Source organism: Clostridium tanneri, from assembly GCF_033659955.1.
GTDB classification, from domain to species: domain Bacteria; phylum Bacillota; class Clostridia; order Clostridiales; family Clostridiaceae; genus Clostridium_AM; species Clostridium_AM tanneri.
Genome location: NZ_JARUJP010000001.1, coordinates 326,848 through 343,427, shown reverse-complemented (window position 1 = coordinate 343,427; position 16,580 = coordinate 326,848). Strand labels below are relative to the sequence as shown.

General features: G+C 34.5%; 15 protein-coding genes and 1 tRNA gene. 10 read left to right on the top strand and 6 right to left on the bottom strand.

The annotated features are described in order from the left end of the window. Nucleotides 1-14 precede the first annotated feature (14 nt). Together P8V03_RS01600 and P8V03_RS01595 are read left to right on the top strand one after the other, a co-directional pair. Nucleotides 15-395: a RidA family protein gene (locus P8V03_RS01600; protein ID WP_261673019.1), complete on the top strand. Its 381-nt coding sequence runs from the start codon at nucleotides 15-17 to the stop codon at nucleotides 393-395. Nucleotides 396-503: 108 nt separating this feature from the next. Beyond that, a complete protein-coding gene (locus P8V03_RS01595; protein ID WP_318796515.1) occupies nucleotides 504-1,403 on the top strand; it encodes an RluA family pseudouridine synthase in 900 nt (299 codons plus the stop codon). A 52-nt stretch (nucleotides 1,404-1,455) separates the two neighbouring features. Here the strand turns inward: P8V03_RS01595 and P8V03_RS01590 are convergent, their stop codons facing one another. Continuing rightward, on the bottom strand, nucleotides 1,456-2,673 hold the full coding sequence (locus tag P8V03_RS01590; protein WP_318796514.1) for a D-alanyl-D-alanine carboxypeptidase family protein: 1,218 nt from the start codon (nucleotides 2,671-2,673) through the stop codon (nucleotides 1,456-1,458). Between the two features lie 128 nt (nucleotides 2,674-2,801). Between P8V03_RS01590 and P8V03_RS01585 the strand changes: the two genes are divergently transcribed. The 8 genes from P8V03_RS01585 to P8V03_RS01550 all read left to right on the top strand — a co-directional run bounded on the left by P8V03_RS01585 (nucleotide 2,802) and on the right by P8V03_RS01550 (nucleotide 10,549). Then, complete coding sequence (locus P8V03_RS01585) at nucleotides 2,802-3,392, top strand: helix-hairpin-helix domain-containing protein (RefSeq protein WP_318796513.1); 591 nt, start codon at nucleotides 2,802-2,804, stop codon at nucleotides 3,390-3,392. Nucleotides 3,393-3,462: 70 nt separating this feature from the next. Beyond that, complete coding sequence (gene selD, locus P8V03_RS01580; RefSeq protein ID WP_318796512.1) at nucleotides 3,463-4,497, top strand: selenide, water dikinase SelD; 1,035 nt, start codon at nucleotides 3,463-3,465, stop codon at nucleotides 4,495-4,497. A gap of 199 nt (nucleotides 4,498-4,696) precedes the next feature. Then, on the top strand, nucleotides 4,697-6,079 hold the full coding sequence (selA, locus tag P8V03_RS01575) for an L-seryl-tRNA(Sec) selenium transferase (RefSeq protein WP_318796511.1): 1,383 nt from the start codon (nucleotides 4,697-4,699) through the stop codon (nucleotides 6,077-6,079). Between the two features lie 44 nt (nucleotides 6,080-6,123). Next, nucleotides 6,124-8,031 (top strand): selenocysteine-specific translation elongation factor, encoded by a 1,908-nt coding sequence (gene selB, locus P8V03_RS01570; protein ID WP_318796639.1) that lies wholly within the window; start codon nucleotides 6,124-6,126, stop codon nucleotides 8,029-8,031. Nucleotides 8,032-8,175: 144 nt separating this feature from the next. Beyond that, nucleotides 8,176-8,272, top strand: a tRNA-Sec gene (locus P8V03_RS01565). A gap of 241 nt (nucleotides 8,273-8,513) precedes the next feature. Continuing rightward, nucleotides 8,514-9,860 (top strand): MFS transporter, encoded by a 1,347-nt coding sequence (locus P8V03_RS01560; RefSeq protein WP_318796510.1) that lies wholly within the window; start codon nucleotides 8,514-8,516, stop codon nucleotides 9,858-9,860. Between the two features lie 147 nt (nucleotides 9,861-10,007). Further along, entirely contained in the window at nucleotides 10,008-10,202 is a 195-nt protein-coding gene (locus P8V03_RS01555) for an asparagine synthase (protein ID WP_261670967.1), read from the top strand. 38 nt (nucleotides 10,203-10,240) lie between these two features. Next, nucleotides 10,241-10,549 (top strand): hypothetical protein, encoded by a 309-nt coding sequence (locus P8V03_RS01550; RefSeq protein WP_318796509.1) that lies wholly within the window; start codon nucleotides 10,241-10,243, stop codon nucleotides 10,547-10,549. 70 nt (nucleotides 10,550-10,619) lie between these two features. Here P8V03_RS01550 and P8V03_RS01545 read toward each other — a convergent pair whose 3' ends face one another. The 5 genes from P8V03_RS01545 to P8V03_RS01525 all read right to left on the bottom strand — a co-directional run bounded on the left by P8V03_RS01545 (nucleotide 10,620) and on the right by P8V03_RS01525 (nucleotide 16,309). Next, nucleotides 10,620-12,296: a peptide ABC transporter substrate-binding protein gene (locus P8V03_RS01545; protein ID WP_318796508.1), complete on the bottom strand. Its 1,677-nt coding sequence runs from the start codon at nucleotides 12,294-12,296 to the stop codon at nucleotides 10,620-10,622. Nucleotides 12,297-12,384: 88 nt separating this feature from the next. Next, nucleotides 12,385-13,362, bottom strand: a complete 978-nt coding sequence (locus P8V03_RS01540) for an ABC transporter ATP-binding protein (protein WP_318796507.1) — start codon at nucleotides 13,360-13,362, stop codon at nucleotides 12,385-12,387. After that, a complete protein-coding gene (locus tag P8V03_RS01535) occupies nucleotides 13,352-14,371 on the bottom strand; it encodes an ABC transporter ATP-binding protein (protein WP_318796506.1) in 1,020 nt (339 codons plus the stop codon). The genes P8V03_RS01540 and P8V03_RS01535 overlap by 11 nt, the downstream gene beginning before the upstream one ends. Nucleotides 14,372-14,386: 15 nt before the next feature. Further along, complete coding sequence (locus tag P8V03_RS01530) at nucleotides 14,387-15,283, bottom strand: ABC transporter permease (RefSeq protein ID WP_318796638.1); 897 nt, start codon at nucleotides 15,281-15,283, stop codon at nucleotides 14,387-14,389. Nucleotides 15,284-15,385: 102 nt separating this feature from the next. Continuing rightward, nucleotides 15,386-16,309 carry an ABC transporter permease gene (locus P8V03_RS01525; protein WP_261670962.1) on the bottom strand — a complete coding sequence of 308 codons (924 nt, stop codon included), beginning with the start codon at nucleotides 16,307-16,309 and terminating at the stop codon, nucleotides 15,386-15,388. Nucleotides 16,310-16,580 lie beyond the last annotated feature (271 nt).

Below are 16,580 nucleotides of genomic sequence, written 5' to 3'. Positions count from 1 at the left end.
GAGGGTTTTAAACTATGGAAAAGCAAATAATAAGCACAGCAAAAGCACCAGCAGCACTTGGACCTTATTCACAAGCTGTTAAGGTTGGAAACTTTGTATTTACATCAGGTCAAATTCCACTAGATCCAGCTACAGGAGAATTAGTTTCAGGAGATGTTAAGAAAGCTGCTGAAAGATCATTAGAAAACATAAAGGCAATACTTGAAGAGGCAGGTACATCTTTAGATAAAGTTGTAAAAACAACTGTATTTGTAAAAGATATGGGTGACTTTGCTGCAGTTAACGAAGTTTATGCAAAATACTTTGACAAAGATATGCCAGCAAGATCATGTGTACAGGTAATTCTTCCAAAAGATGCTTTAGTTGAAATAGAAGTAATAGCATTAGCTGAGTAATAGAACATATATAAAAGAGTGAACTGATAAAAGGTTCACTCTTTTATATAGGATAAATATAACAGGGTATATCACTGTTATAAGATTATTTATAGAGGGAGTTAGACTATGGAAAACAAACTTGTATTTAAAGTTGAAAAGCACCAAGATGGAAAAAAGCTCAGAGAATATTTAAAGCTTGAAAAAAGTCTTTCTAGTAGACTTATAAAAGGTGCTGCTATGGGAAAGAGAATTACTGTAAACGGCAATGTGGTTAAACTCAATTATGTAGTTAAAGAAAATGATGAAGTTGCCTTTGATTTAGTCAAGGAGGAAAGTCAAAATATTGAACCGGAAAAGATTGATATAAAAGTAGTTTATGAAGATAAGGATTTAATAGTAGTAAATAAACAGCCAGGAATTGTAGTTCATCCAACAAAAAGTTATCCTACAGGAACCTTAGCTAATGGGTTATTATATTACTTTAAAGAAAAAGGTGAAAATTGCATAGTAAGACTGGTAAGTAGATTAGATATGGATACCTCAGGACTAATTATAATTGCTAAGAACCAATTTTCACATATGGCCTTAGCAAGAGAAATGAGTAAAGAAAGCTTTGAGAAAAGTTATCTAGCGGTGGTACATGGTAATTTAACGGAAAAGGAAGGCACTATCAATCTCCCTATCTACAGAACTGGTGGAGATAGCATAAAGAGAATAGTTGATGAGAGAGGACAGGAGAGCATAACTCACTTCAAGGTTGTAGAGAGTTTTAATGGTGGAGATTTAGTGAAGTTAACATTGGAAACTGGTAGAACTCATCAGATAAGGGTACATTTAACCCATTTAGGTCACCCGCTGTATGGAGATTCCTTATACGGCATAGATGATGATAAGGAATATATTGAAAGGCAAGCTTTGCATGCTTATAGACTTAAGTTTCCTCATCCTAGAACAGGAGAAAATATAGAATTAGAAACATCTATTCCTGAAGATATGGAAAAACTAATAGAAAAAATAAAGAGATGATGACTTATTGACAATAAGGTCATCATCTCTTTATTTTATATTCAGCTAGATGTTATCTTTTAGAGTTCAACTTTCTTACGAAAAATAGGAGAGCAAGTACAGCAACTATGGATGCTGGAACTACATATTTGGTTTTTAAGTAGTTTTTATTTAAAACATTATCCTGAAAGACTTGTTTTAATTCATGATCATTGCCACTCATTAGCTTTAATGTACCAATATTTTTATTATTGTAAGTAATTGATGCATCTGCTATGGTCTCACCTTTTTTAAAATATTTGTTCCCTAGGCTTTTATCATTTAAAGTGCACTTAGGAATACCAGTACTGCCTTTTTCTTGAATATAATAAAAGTCTGAGGCAGCTAGTAGTGGAATTGTTAAACCTTCACTAGTATAATTGGTAATAAAATCTCCTTTTTTAAATAAAGGAGTAAGTTTAAAGTTATTAAATCCATAATTAAATAAAGATACTGCATCAGGGAAAAATGTCTTATTGTTGTCATGAACTAAAGCTACTATAAGTTTTTGGTCGCCTCTTGATGCTACTGAAACATAGGAGTGCTGAGATTGAACGGTGTAGCCAGTTTTTCCTCCTTGGCAGCCTTCGTAATAATACATAGAAGACTTTTGTACTAATTTATTTTCATTCCATAGAGGTCTTTCAGCGGAAGATTTGTTTGTAGGAGCTACCTTGTAAGAACTGGTAGTTGCAATCTTAGTGTATTCAGGATTTTTTGACAACTCTCTCATTATAAGTGCTAAATCTTTTGCGGAAGTTTTATGTTTATCATGAAATAAGCCACTAGGATTAATAAAATTAGTATTTTTAGCACCAAGTTCTAGAGCCCTTTTATTCATTTCTACTGCGAAATTATCTACGGAACCACTTATTTTTTCAGCTAGTGCCTCAGCACAGTCGTTGCCAGAGGCAAGGAGCAGTCCATAAAGAAGATCTCTTACCTTTATTTCTTCATCCTCGAAAAGATATATTTTACTTCCATCAGCTAATGGTGGTTTCTTTCCAACCTTCACAGTATCATCTAAATCTAATCTTTCCAAAGTTAAAAGAGCAGTCATAAGTTTTGTTGTAGAAGCTGGTGGGTAAGCAGTATCAGGATTTTTAGCATATAAGAGCTCACCAGTTAAAGCATCCATTAAAACTACACTGTCTGCAGAAACAGAAGGTGGATCTTCCTTTCCATAAACTGTATATGTAATACTTGAAAGCATAATTGTAAACGATATTATAAACATTGTTAATTTTCTCATTTTAGCCTCCTAAAGCGATACTAATCCTAATTATATCAAAAAACTTTCGTTTTTGCGACAGAATTTTAATAAAGCTGTCAATAATTTAAGTTATAAGCAAGAAAACCATGATTTATTGGAGGATAATAATGAGAGATAAGAAAAAAGTTATAGGTTCTATTGTTATTTTCACTATATTTTCACTTTTTTTAGTACTAGGATATTTTTTATCAAGACCTTATAAAGAGGTAGATACTAAGGAAGTATTTAATGAAACCACAGTGGTGGAAAGTAAGGCGAGTAATATAACAGTGTATATAAATGGAGAAGTTAAAAATCCAGGAGTATATAAGCTTAAAAATGATAGTAGGGTAGAAGATTTGGTTAAAATCGCTGGAGGTTTTAACTCAGAGTCAGATAAAGATAAATTAAACTTAGCTAAAAAGCTAAAAGATGAGGATTATGTATATGTAGATAGAAAAAATCAAATAAAAGACTCTCAGACAGCTTCCCAAAGTACTATTAATAAAGGAACAGGGCAAAATAGCAAAGTAGACATTAATACTGCAACTAAGGAGGAGTTGAAAACCATACCAGGCATAGGTGACGTTACTGCACAAAAGATATTAGACTATAGAGAGAAGAATGGCAGATTTTCCTCTATCGAAGATTTAAAAAATATAGATAGAATTGGAGATAAAACTGTAGAAAACATGAAAGACAAAATAGATGTTAGATAGTTTCATTGTTTAAAAATTTAGTAAAGTATTATATAATAAAAATTGAAAAATTTCGACTGGAGGTGTCGTTATGACAGAGAAAAAACTTACTGAGTTATCAAGAACAGCTGGATGAGCCGCTAAAATAGGGCCGGGAACCCTTTCAAAGATATTAAGTAAATTACCTAAGATGGAAGATAAAAATTTAATAGTTGGAATAGAAACTTCTGATGATGCAGCAGTGTATAAATTAAATGATGAACTTGCTGTTATACAAACTTTAGACTTTTTCACGCCAGTAGTAGATGATCCATATCACTTTGGTCAAATTGCTGCAGCAAATTCTCTAAGTGATGTTTATGCTATGGGTGGTAAACCAACAGTAGCTTTAAATATAGTATGTTTTCCATCTTGCTTATCTATTGATGTTTTAGGAGAAATATTAAGAGGTGGAGCAGATAAAGTAATAGAAGCAGGTGCAGTAGTTATTGGAGGGCACACTGTAGATGACGATGAGCCTAAATATGGTCTATCAGTTATGGGCACTATTCATCCAGACAAAGTGCTTAAAAACTATGGTTCTAGAGTAGGAGACATAGCTATAGTAACTAAGCCTTTAGGCAGTGGAATTGTAAACACTGCAATAAAAGGAGGAGCAGCGTCTAAAGAGGCTTATAATGAAGTAATTAAGGTTATGTCTACGCTAAACAAATATGCTGGTGAAATCGTTGTTAAATATGATGTTACTGCATGTACAGATATAACAGGATTTGGACTTATGGGTCACGGATATGAAATGGCCTCAGCTTCAAAAGTTACATTAAGATTATTTGCAGATAGAATTCCTTATATAGAAGAAGCAAAGGAATATGCTAAAATGGGTCTTGTTCCTGGAGGAGCTTATAGAAATAAAGAATATCTTTCTGGAAAATATGAATTTGTAGATACTCCAGAATGGATGCAGGATATTCTATTTGATCCACAAACTTCAGGAGGACTTTTAATTACCTGCTCAAAGGAAGAAGGAGAAAAGATTATGTCTGAACTTGCTAAACTTGATATGCCTTCAGCTGTAGTAGGAGAAATAGTTGAGCAGCAGGGAGAAAAGTGTATTGTAGTAGAGTAAGTAATGGATAAGATTAAATTACACACTAAATAATAAATAGCACAGGTAACAATTATAGTATGTCGGGGAGTTAGTTAATAAGAATCAGGAACACTAGGCATAGGTTGGGATGAAACAGAAAGTATTTTTCTGCGGCGAGGATTTATTTATATCCTCATTCCCAATTCCTCATTCCCAATTTTAAACAGGGGGTAATAATATGGAAAAGAAGCAATTACTAAGAAAGCTTCCTAAAATAGATGAGCTTTTAAAAGAAGAAGCAGTAAAAGTCAAACTTGAAAGTACAATGAGAACTATGGTCATAGATTCATTAAGACAATCAATAGATAACTACAGAGAGCTTATTTTAAAAGATTCCATAGAAGATTTTACAAAGGAAAACATATTAGAAACTTTTATGGAAATACTTGAGGAAAACAGTGCATCAAAACTTAGAAAAGTAATAAATGCAACAGGAGTTGTTATACATACCAACTTAGGAAGATCCCTTTTAGCTAAGAAGGCCTTAGAGAATGTTATAACTATTGCAGATAGCTATAATAACCTTGAATACGATTTAAAAAAGGGTCAAAGAGGTTCAAGGTACAGCCATGTGGAGGAACTAATTAAAAAGGTAACTGGTGCTGAGGCAGCTATGGTTGTAAATAACAATGCAGCAGCAGTAATGCTTGCCCTAAACACCTTATGTAAGGATAAGGAAGCTATAGTATCACGTGGACAATTAGTTGAAATAGGAGGGTCTTTTAGAGTACCGGATGTTATGTCTTTTAGCGGTGCAAAACTTATAGAAGTAGGAACAACTAACAGAACCCATCTTTATGATTACGAAAATAATATAAGTGAAAACACAGGAGTATTATTAAAGGTTCATACTTCTAACTTTAAAATTCTTGGTTTTACAGAAGAAGTATCCGTAGAAGAGTTAGTAGAGCTTGGAAGAAGCAAAGGAATTCCTTTTATAGAAGACATAGGTAGTGGAACCCTAGTAGATTTTTCAAAATACGGTTTTACTTATGAGCCAACAGTTCAGGAAAGTATTAGAAAAGGTGTAGATGCGATAACCTTTAGCGGAGATAAAATGCTAGGAGGACCACAAGCAGGTATAATAGTAGGTAAAAAAGAGTACATAGATAAAATGAAGAAAAATCAGCTTACAAGAGCACTAAGAATAGATAAGATGACTCTTGCAGCACTTGAGGGAACTCTTAAATATTACCTAGAGGAGAAAGAGGCTGTAGAAAATATCCCTACCTTACATATGATATTAAGTGATAAAGATTTACATAAAAGAAGAGCACAGAAGCTTAAGAGAAAACTTCAAAGCAAGGTTAGCGGCTTTGATTTTACTATTGAAGAGGACTATTCTATGGTTGGAGGAGGATCTATGCCAGCAGAAAAGATTCCAACCTATGTAATAAAGGTTAAAAATAGTAGATTTTCTCCACAGGATTTAGAGAAAAAGCTTAGAGGAAATAAAGTGTCTATAATTATAAGGGTGTCCAATGATGAAGTTATCATGGATTTAAGAACCTTATTTGATGAGGACTTCGATACTATTGTAAATGCCTTTGTTAATTTATAAAGCATTACTAATAGGTTAAGATGGAGAAAGAGTAGGTGATAACTATGAAGCATATTATAATAGGGACTGCAGGGCATATAGACCATGGAAAGACTACCCTTATAAAAGCTTTAACAGGAAGAGAGACTGATACCTTAAAGGAAGAACAACAGAGAGGAATATCTATAAACCTTGGTTTTACTTTCTTTGATTTACCTTCTGGCAGAAGAGCTGGGATTATAGATGTACCAGGCCACGAGAAGTTTGTTAAAAACATGTTAGCTGGAGTAAGTAGCGTGGATATAGTTCTCCTAGTAATTGCTGCAGACGAAGGAATAATGCCTCAAACTAGAGAGCACTTTGAAATACTTCAGCTTCTAAATGTTAAGAAGGGCATAATTGTGCTTACAAAGGCTGATTTAGTAGATGAAGACTGGCTTCAAATGATAAAAGAAGATATCAGAAATGAATTTAAAGATACCTTCATGAAAGATGCTCCTATTCATCCTGTTTCTTCAAAAACAAGAGTTGGCCTAGATGACTTGATAAAGGAAATAGATAAGCTTACAGAAGAAGTAGAAGCTAAGGATACTCATGGACACTTTAGACTTCCTGTAGATAGGGTTTTCTCTGTAAGTGGTTTTGGAACTATAGTAACTGGAACGGTAATAAGTGGTTCCATTAAAGAAGGCCAAACAGTAGAACTTTATCCTTCAAAGATTGTATCTAAAGTAAGAGGAATTCATGTACATGATCAACCGGTGAAGATAGCAGAAGCAGGGCAGAGATGTGCTGTGAATATAGCTAATATTAAAGTTAGTGATATAGATAGAGGAGATGTAGTTTCGGTAGAAAATATAATGGAACCATCTCTTATGATCGATTGTAACCTTTATTATCTAAAGAGTGCTCCAAGGCCATTAGAAAATAGACAAAGAGTAAGACTTTATCATGGCACTAGTGAGATTTTATGTAGAGTGGTAATACTTGATAAAGAGGAAATAAAGCCAGGAGAAGAGGGTTATGTGCAACTGAGATTAGAAAAGCCGCTAACTGCTCAGCGAAACGATAGATTTGTAATAAGAAGCTATTCTCCAATGTACACTATAGGGGGAGGTTCTATAATAGAGCCTTTAGCAGAGAAAGCTAAAAGATTTAATGAAAAATACCTTGAAGAATTAAAAATAAAAGAAAGCGGTAAAACAGAGAGTATCTTAGAAAATACTATTAAGAATCTTAGCGATAGTTATCCAAAAGCTTCTGATGTACTTAAGGCCTTAGGAAAAAATGAACAGAATATAGAGGAAAAGCTCAACATTCTAATAGAGGAAAATAAAGTAATAAAGTTAGATAATGGAGATAAAGCAATATACATTCATAAAGGATTTTTAGAAGAAAAAGTGGAGCAAATGCTAGACACATTAAATAAATTCCACGAAGCTAATCCTTTAAAATGGGGAATATCTAAAGAAGAAACAAAGAATAGAGTCTTCGGAAAGAATATAAAACAAAAAATATATGATGAGCTACTAGATTTACTTGTAGAAGAGAATAAAATAAACCTGCATGGCAATTTTGTATCTGTGGTAGGCTTTACTATAAAGTATAGTAAAGAACAAAAACTAATAAGAGATTACATTATAAAAGAATTTAAAAAGGCAAAATTTTCACCGCCTAGATATGCAGATTTAGAAGGAAGTCAACAGGATAAAAAGGCTTTTAAAATGGTATTCGATTCAATTGTAGATGAAGGAATGTTAGTAAAGGTATCAGAGGATTGTTACCTACTGCTAGAAGATTACAACAAGGCAAAGGAATTGGTGGTAGAGTTCATAAAGAATAATGAAAGTATCACTTTAGCACAATTGAGAGATCAGCTAGACACAAGCAGAAAATATGCCATGGCTGTAATTGAACATTTTGACAACATAAAATTGACAAAAAGATTAGAGGATAAGAGAATTCTTTATTAAAGTGTAGTTTTTCTGGAAAATTTACTATTTCATTTAAGTATTACTAAATTTTATATAAACTATCAGAAAATGATATATATATTCTGTCTAAAAATGTTGACATAATCAATTACATACTTTATAATACAAGATGTAATTGATTATGGGAGTAGATAGGTGCTGGTGTGCCTGCCGGTCTTCAAAACCGAGTTGCCGTGCTAAGACCACGACGGGTGAGTTCGATTCTCACATATTCCCGCCAAATAAGTAAAAAAGACGTTTAGTGATTTTATAAAATCGCTAACGTCTTTTTTTTTATTATCTAAAATCTGAAAAACTTATGAACCTTGGTACTTTTCTAAAATACAAGGATGTTATCATTTTCAGGAAGCGAAACAAAAATATGATCTTTTAGAAAGCTATGTGAACAAAAGGCATAAAAACTTACTAGGTGGGGAAAGTTTAGAAAAGAAACAGATTAAATAAAAGGTGGGATGAAACAAATGAGTAGTATTTCACAAAGGCTTGAAAGATTACCCGTTACGCCCATGCTTTGGAAAGTGCTATTTTTAACAGGTATTGGTTGGTTATTTGATGCTATGGATCAGGGAATGGTAGCCGGTGTAATGGCTGCCATTGGAAAGGAATGGAGGCTTACTGCTGTAGATTTAGGATTGCTAGGCAGTGCTTCAGCAGTAGGGATGGCTGTTGGTGCTGCCGTTGCCGGGATGGCTTCCGACAGATGGGGAAGAAGAACAGTGGTTACTTTTACCCTTGTATTATATGGAGTAGCTAGTGCAGTATCTGGTTTAGTACCTAACTTTGGACTACTGTTGCTGTTTCGGTTTTTAACAGGATTAGGCTTAGGTGGGGAATTACCAGCAGCATCTACTTTGGTTAGTGAATTTTCACCTGCTAAGGCTCGTGGTCGTATGGTTGTCCTACTAGAGAGCTTCTGGGCTTGGGGCTGGATTATTGCTTCTCTAATTGCCTACCTATTGATTCCTATCTATGGTTGGCGTATTGGATTCTTCTTAGGGGGAGTTCCAGCACTATATGCAGCTTACTTGAGAAAAAGTATTCCAGAGTCTCCACGATATTTAGAGCAAAAGGGACGTTTTCAAGAAGCTGATGAAATTGTAAGTAAAATGGAACAGCAGGCTGGAATAAAGAATAATCAAGAAACCTTTGCCAACCAAATAGAAGAGAAAAACACTAATAGGATCACCCTTTTAGATTTATGGTCTAAAGAGTATCTTAGACGTACCTTCGTACTATGGGTTCTGTGGTTAGGTATTAATTTTGGATATTATGGATTTGTTTTATGGACTCCTACTCTACTTGTAGGCAAAGGCTTCAGTTTAGTAAGAGGGTTTGAGTTTACTTTAATCATGAGTATCGCTCAGTTACCAGGATACTATAGTGCTGCCTACCTAATAGAAAGAATTGGCCGTAAAGCGGTTCTAGTAATCTACTTAGTAGGCACTGCTATATCAGCATATCTATTTGGTCAGGCAGAATCTGTAACTACTGTACTTGTTTTTGGCTGTCTACTTTACCTTTTTAGTTTAGGAGCTTGGGGTGCAGTATATGCCTATACCCCAGAGGTTTACCCTACTAGAGTTAGAGGCAGTGGAGTTGGATGGGCAGCTGCCGTTGGACGCATTGGTGCCATTGCCGCTCCTTATATAGTTGGAGTGGTTTATGAGACTAAAGGTAAAGAGGCTGGGTTCAACTATGTTTTTGTTATGCTTACTATAGTATTTGCAGTGGTGGCAGTGGTAATTGCATTGGCAGCTGTTGAAACTAAAGGGAAAGCTTTAGATGAAATCAATACATCTAGAACATAAAAAGCTAATGGAGTATATACTACCTTGCCCTTCTTTATAAAAATAATATTTAATTTATACTATATAATTTGAAAAATTAAATTAGGAATAAACAAACCTCTTATAAGGGACAATAATAGTGTAGTACATGTATAAGGAGGGAATATTATGAGAGAAGGAACAATACCTACAGCATTAGGAACAGTTGTAACCGCAGGAGCAGTGGCTTTAAGAGCAATGGACATGAAGAAAAGGGGAATGAGAAAAAAAGACATGGTTCCTATGATTGAAACTGCTGTATTAGGTTTTGGATTAGCACATGTGGTATTAGGTACAATAGACTTGATTGAGCATAGAAGATAAAAGTTTAATTAAAAGCAGATATACTGGAGGTTTTTACTATGAATGAGGAATTTGTAAATGAATATAAAGGTGTAAGAAAAGCTGATGAATTAGGAACTTGGGGTCTTACTGATGAATATACTATAAAAACTGATGCAGCAAGTTATGGAAAAGCTAATAGAGGAGATTATGATATGGAATTAAGTACTGAATTTTTTAATTCCAATGGAGAAGTTTTAAAAGCCTTTAAGAACTTGGGCTATGCAAATTTAGGATCTAACCAAGAGGAGAGATTAAGACAGCTTGAAAGACAATTTAATGAGGAGTTTGACACAGCCTTTTACTTTATGGTAATGAAGCAGGATTAATAGTAAATAAGAGGTATTAAAAAGCAGCTAGTGAAAAAATACACTAACTGCTTCATTAATATTAACAAGGTTATTTTTCTAAATCTGCATCTCTAAAGAAGAAGAAGCCAAGATTTGAAACATGAACATCCTTAAGCTTTTTATTCATACAAACCACTTCTGTATATTCATATATAGGCATAAGTGGCATATCAGCCATTAACATATCTTCAGCTTCGTGAAGCATTTGAGTTCTCTTTTCAGCATTTACTTCAACCTTTGCTGCAGAAATTAACTGGTCATATTTAGGATTATTATATCCAGAGTAATTATTTCCGTTAGTAGTAGTAGGAATGTCAAGGAAGGTCATTGGATCGTTATAGTCAGCTATCCAACCATCTCTGTTAAGAATATAATTATGTTTATTAGCCTCAGTTAATTGAACTTTTCTTTCGAGGTTTCTTAATGTAATATCAATTCCTAAGTTTTTCTTCCACATATCTTGAACTGCTGCAGCTATACTTTGGTGAGCTTGTAATGTATTGTATATTAGTTCTAGCTTAGGGAAGCCTTTGCCATCTGGATAACCAGCTTCAGCTAAAAGTTTTTTAGCCTGTTCTATATCAGCAGTTGGTTTGTAATACTCTTTATTTTTAAATTTAGAACCATTTTTATCAGTTACAGAACTTGGAACAAAAGAGGTAGCTGGCTTTTCGCCGCCTTTTGAAACATTTTTAGTTATAGCTTCTCTATCTATAGCAAGAGATAAAGCTTTTCTAACTCTAACATCCTTTAATGCCTTAGCTGCGTCTGGATTAACATTTGCAGCATTTTCTGATACATTAAAGTCATAGTAATATGTTCCTATATAAGGATAATCTTTAGCAGTACCATCCTTTAATAGGTTAGGAATTTCCTGTGTAGGTGGTTTATCAATCATGTCAAGCTCGCCGGTTTTAAAAGCTGCAAAGTAACTACTTTCATTTTCTAAAACTTTAAACTCTATTCTATCTAATTTAACGCTTTTAGTGCCCCAGTAGTTAGGGTTTTTTACAAAGTTTATACTGTCCTTCATTTTATGTTCCTTCATCATGAAAGGTCCGTTGGAAACATAAGTTTCTGGTTTTGATGTCCAATCTGTTGGATTTTTTTCAACTATATCTTTTCTTATAGGCATATAAGTTGGGAAAGACATTAGGGATAGGAAGTATTCTGTAGCTCCTTCCAATGTAACTTCTAGAGTAGAGTCGTCTTTAGCTTTAACTCCAACCTCGTCAGCAGTTGCTTTTTTAGTTGCCTTTGGATCTTTGCTCTGGTTATATGCTTCACCATTTTTTAAATAAAAAAGTTGGAAGGCATATTCAGAAGCGGTGTCAGGATTTAGAGCTCTCTTCCATGAATATTCAAAATCTTGAGCTTTCACAGGTTGACCATCTGACCACTTAGCGTCTTTTCTTAGATGGAAAGTATAATGTAAGCCATCTGGTGATACTTCCCATTTTTCAGCTACTCCAGGAATAACTTTTTCATCTTTGTCAAGGTTAGTTAAGCCTTCGAAGGCATTAACTATTACTTTAGAACCTTCTACAGAGTTGTTTAAGCCTGGGTCTATTGTCTTAGGGTCAGCACCAAGGTTAACTTTTATTACTTTGTTTCCAGATGCTTCACTATTGGTTGCAGTACTGCCGCCACAGCCAGCAAGTATTGAACCAGCTAAAGCAACGGTCATAACTACAGCCAAAAGCTTAGACTTTTTGTTTTTTAACATTACTAATCCCCCTTTTATAATATTTTTATAATATATAGCAAGAGCCTTAAAATAAAACTCTTGCCAAATACTCATAGATAAAGTGTTATTAATACAGGTGGCATGCAACACAGTGGTTATCACCTAAATCTTTCAATGGTGGCTCAACCTCTGAGCAGATAGCCTTAGAGTATTTACATCTTCCTTTGAATCTGCATCCAGGTGGTGGATCTATTGGAGATGGTATCTCACCATCAAGCATAATTCGCTGGTTAGCAGAGCTTATATCTGGATCTGGAACAGGTATAGCTGATAAAAGAGCTTGAGTGTATGGGTGAAGGGGCTTTTTATATAACTCATTGCTATAACCTAACTCAACCATTTTCCCAAGGTACATAACTCCAATTCTTGTGGATATATGTTTAACCATTGAAAGATCGTGGGCTATAAAGAGGTAGGTAAGACCTAAATCCTCTTGTAAATCCTCAAGCATATTTACTACTTGTGCCTGAATAGATACATCTAAAGCAGATATTGGCTCATCGCAGACTATAAATTCCGGTTCTACAGCTAGTGATCTAGCTATACCAATTCTTTGCCTTTGACCACCAGAAAATTCATGAGGATATCTACTAGCATGATCTTTGTTTAAGCCAACTTTACTTAGGAGAAAATGTATTCTTTCAGTTCTTTCTTTTCCTGACATAAGTTTATGGATATCTATTGATTCCCCTATAATGTCTCCAACAGTCATTCTTGCATCTAGAGAGGCATAGGGATCTTGAAAAATCATTTGCATTTTTCTTCTGTAAGGCAGTACATGTTTCGGAGATAGCTTTGCGATGTCTTTGTCATCATAAATTATTTGACCGCCGGTAGGTTCATATAGCTTTATTATAGTTCTACCAATGGTAGTTTTACCGCAGCCAGATTCACCAACTAGTCCCAAGGTTTCTCCTTTATTTATAGCAAAAGAGATATCATCTACGGCCTTTACATAACTCTTTTTATTACCTAAAATACCTCTTTTTATTTCAAAATACTTTTTTAAATTCTTAACCTCTATTAAGTTCTTTTTATCTGCCATTATAAATTTCCCCTTTCTGTATAACTTTAGTTTCTGGTGCATCAGGGTGATTTAACCAACAGGCAGAACAGTGATCTGCACTTATTTCAAATTCACTTGGTTTTTCTGTTAAACATATTTTCATTGTGTAATCACATCTTGGTGCAAAGGGGCAACCGCTCGGAGGTTTTAAAAGGTCTGGAGGTGTGCCTTCAATAGGTGTTAATCTTTCTTTTATTTCCTCCTTAGGATTTGGTATACTTCTTAGAAGTCCCCAGGTATAAGGATGTTTCGGATTATAGAAGATATCTCTGGAACTACCGCTTTCTACAATAGTACCACCGTACATGACATATATTCTGTTACACAAATCCGCTACTACCCCTAAGTCATGGGTTATTAAAATTATAGACATATCTATTTTTGTTTTTAGATCTTTCATAAGTTCTAGAATTTGGGCCTGGATGGTAACATCTAATGCAGTTGTTGGTTCATCTGCTATCAAAAGTTTTGGTTCACATACGAGAGACATAGCAATCATGGCCCTTTGTCTCATACCGCCAGAAAATTCATGTGGATATTGTTTCATTCTCTTTTCAGGACTAGGTATACCAACTAGTTTGAGCATTTCTACTGCTTTGCTAAAGGCATTAGCTCTATTCATTTTTTTGTGTTTTAAAAGTGGCTCCATCAATTGTTCACCTATAGTGAACACAGGATTTAACGATGTCATAGGGTCTTGAAATATCATTCCTATTTCGTTACCTCTTATCTTTTCCATTTCCTTTTCTGGCGCCTTTGATAGATCCTTTCCATTAAAGAGTACTTGGCCTTCTTTTATTTTTCCGTTATCTGCTAAAAGTCTCATAGTAGACATCATAGTAATGCTTTTGCCGCTGCCAGATTCCCCCACAATCCCAATAGCTTCTCCTTTATTCACTTTAAGAGAAATTCCTCTTACTGACTTTACTTCTCCGACATGAGTATAAAATGATGTATGCAAATCCTTAATTTCTAGTAAATTTTCCATAGTAAAAGCCTCCTATTACTTTCTCATCTTAGGGTCTAGAGCATCTCTTAAGCCATCACCGAGTAAGTTAAATGCAAGCATCGTTAAACATATAGCAAGAGCAGGAAAGAATAATTGTGTTGGGTATAGCTGAAATCCGTCAAGAGCCTCTGATGCAAGGGTACCCCAAGATGCTTGTGGTGCTGAAACTCCAAGACCAATGAAGCTTAGGAATGATTCTGTAAATATGGCTTCCGGTACTGATAATGTAAGTGTTATAATTATTGGGCCCATACAGTTAGGAATAAGATGTCTTAAAAGTATTCGTATAGGTGAAGCACCTAAAGTTTTTGCTGCCAATACGAATTCTTGATTTTTTAATGACATAATTTGTCCTCTTACTATTCTTGCCATAGTGAGCCAGAAGGCTATAGATAGTGCAACTATAATACTCTTCAATCCAGCACCTAAAATAACCATTAATAATATTACATATATCATCATAGGTACTGAATATAGTATGTCTACTATTCTCATCATAATATTGTCTACTTTTCCGCCAAAGTATCCTGCTATGCCACCATACAAAATACCTATAACAATATTAAGCATACTAGCAACATAGCCAACAGTTAGCGATATCCTTGCACCATAGAGTATTCTTACAAAGATATCTCTTCCAAATTTATCCGTTCCAAACCAGTGTTCTGCACTAGGCGGTTGATTTGCCATCTCTAGGTTTTGGGAGAAATAATTGTATTTAGAAAGCATTGGACCTATAATAGCTACTGCTGTAATAAATATAACAAAGGCCAGACCAACCATAGCAAGCTTATTTTCCCTTAGTCTTCTCCAAGCATCCTGCCAGTATGTAAGACTAGGTCTGACTATAGCTTCAGCGTTTTTTTCTTCAGGAGAAACTTTTTCAAACATCTCTGTGGATATATCTCCAGAGATGCTTGTTTCTTTAACAGTGTTGCTAGAGTTTTTTGTATCTTCTGAAAAGTTTTTAGTTACTTCCATTTAATAACCTCCTTAACTTTCAAGTTTTATTCTTGGGTCTATAATTACGTATAATAGGTCTACTATTAAGTTGCATAATACTAAGAAGGTGCTGAAGAAGATTGTTACACCTAGAGTAGTTGTATAGTCTCTGTTTCCTATACTTTGGACGAACTCTCTTCCGAGGCCTGGAATACCGAATAATGTTTCTATAACAAAACTTCCTGTAAGTATTCCTGCCAAAAGAGGTCCTAAATATGTTACTATAGGTATTAGTGAATTCTTCAATGCATGCTTGTAAATAACTTTTGCTTTTGATAGGCCTTTAGCTTTAGCTACTTTTATATAGTCTTGTCTAATAACTTCTAAAAGACTTGACCTAGAAAGCCTTGCAATAAAAGCCATGGCGTAGCCGCCTAGGGCTACAGAAGGAAGAACTAAATTTTTAGGCTCATCAAAGCCTACCGCTGGAAACCAACCAAGTTTAACGGCAAAAAAGTAGATGAAGAAGGTGGCCATAACGAAGCTAGGTACTGTTACCCCAAGGGTGGCGATAATCATACAAAGGTTGTCCTGCCATTTTCCTTGATGAAGAGCTGCTGTTGTTCCCATATAGGTACCTACTATAAGTGCAAATCCTATAGCACATAAACCAAGCTTTGCTGAAGCTGGAAAGGAGTAAGTAATTACGTCATTTACAGATTTACCTTCATACCTCATTGAAGGGCCTAAATCTCCGTGAAAGACAACATTTTTTAAATAAGTTGTATATTGCTCGCCAAGAGGTTTGTTAAGTCCGAATTTAAGCTCTAAATTTGCTTTAATCTGATCCGGCAATTTTTTTTCTGAATCAAATGGTCCGCCGGGTATTTTGTGCATCAAAAAGAAGGTCAAAGTAATTACAACCCATATGGTTATGACGCTGGAAAACAATCTCTTTAGAATATACTTAAACATTTTTACCCCCACTTTCAAGAATTTTTATAATTAAATTTATATATCTTATGCTAAAGAAATGATTTTTAAACTTTATAGAAATGCATTTTTTTAAAAATACTGACATGGAATATTTTAGATATTTTTAATGATATTAACATATAATGATATCTATGTCAATGTGCACACTGGATACTTTAGAGCAGCATATATTATAATAATATTAATGGTCTTAGCGGCTTTGAAGTTTACTAAAGTCTTGGTGTATAATCACGAATATTAAAAGGGATAT

Coding starts and splice junctions, on each gene's coding strand:
- P8V03_RS01600 (WP_261673019.1), top strand. CDS start 15: ATGGAAAAGCAAATAATAAGCACAGCAAAAGCACCAGCAGCACTTGGA.
- P8V03_RS01595 (WP_318796515.1), top strand. CDS start 504: ATGGAAAACAAACTTGTATTTAAAGTTGAAAAGCACCAAGATGGAAAA.
- P8V03_RS01590 (WP_318796514.1), bottom strand. CDS start 2,673: ATGAGAAAATTAACAATGTTTATAATATCGTTTACAATTATGCTTTCA.
- P8V03_RS01585 (WP_318796513.1), top strand. CDS start 2,802: ATGAGAGATAAGAAAAAAGTTATAGGTTCTATTGTTATTTTCACTATA.
- selA (WP_318796511.1), top strand. CDS start 4,697: ATGGAAAAGAAGCAATTACTAAGAAAGCTTCCTAAAATAGATGAGCTT.
- selB (WP_318796639.1), top strand. CDS start 6,124: ATGAAGCATATTATAATAGGGACTGCAGGGCATATAGACCATGGAAAG.
- P8V03_RS01560 (WP_318796510.1), top strand. CDS start 8,514: ATGAGTAGTATTTCACAAAGGCTTGAAAGATTACCCGTTACGCCCATG.
- P8V03_RS01555 (WP_261670967.1), top strand. CDS start 10,008: ATGAGAGAAGGAACAATACCTACAGCATTAGGAACAGTTGTAACCGCA.
- P8V03_RS01550 (WP_318796509.1), top strand. CDS start 10,241: ATGAATGAGGAATTTGTAAATGAATATAAAGGTGTAAGAAAAGCTGAT.
- P8V03_RS01545 (WP_318796508.1), bottom strand. CDS start 12,296: ATGTTAAAAAACAAAAAGTCTAAGCTTTTGGCTGTAGTTATGACCGTT.
- P8V03_RS01540 (WP_318796507.1), bottom strand. CDS start 13,362: ATGGCAGATAAAAAGAACTTAATAGAGGTTAAGAATTTAAAAAAGTAT.
- P8V03_RS01535 (WP_318796506.1), bottom strand. CDS start 14,371: ATGGAAAATTTACTAGAAATTAAGGATTTGCATACATCATTTTATACT.
- P8V03_RS01530 (WP_318796638.1), bottom strand. CDS start 15,283: ATGTTTGAAAAAGTTTCTCCTGAAGAAAAAAACGCTGAAGCTATAGTC.
- P8V03_RS01525 (WP_261670962.1), bottom strand. CDS start 16,309: ATGTTTAAGTATATTCTAAAGAGATTGTTTTCCAGCGTCATAACCATA.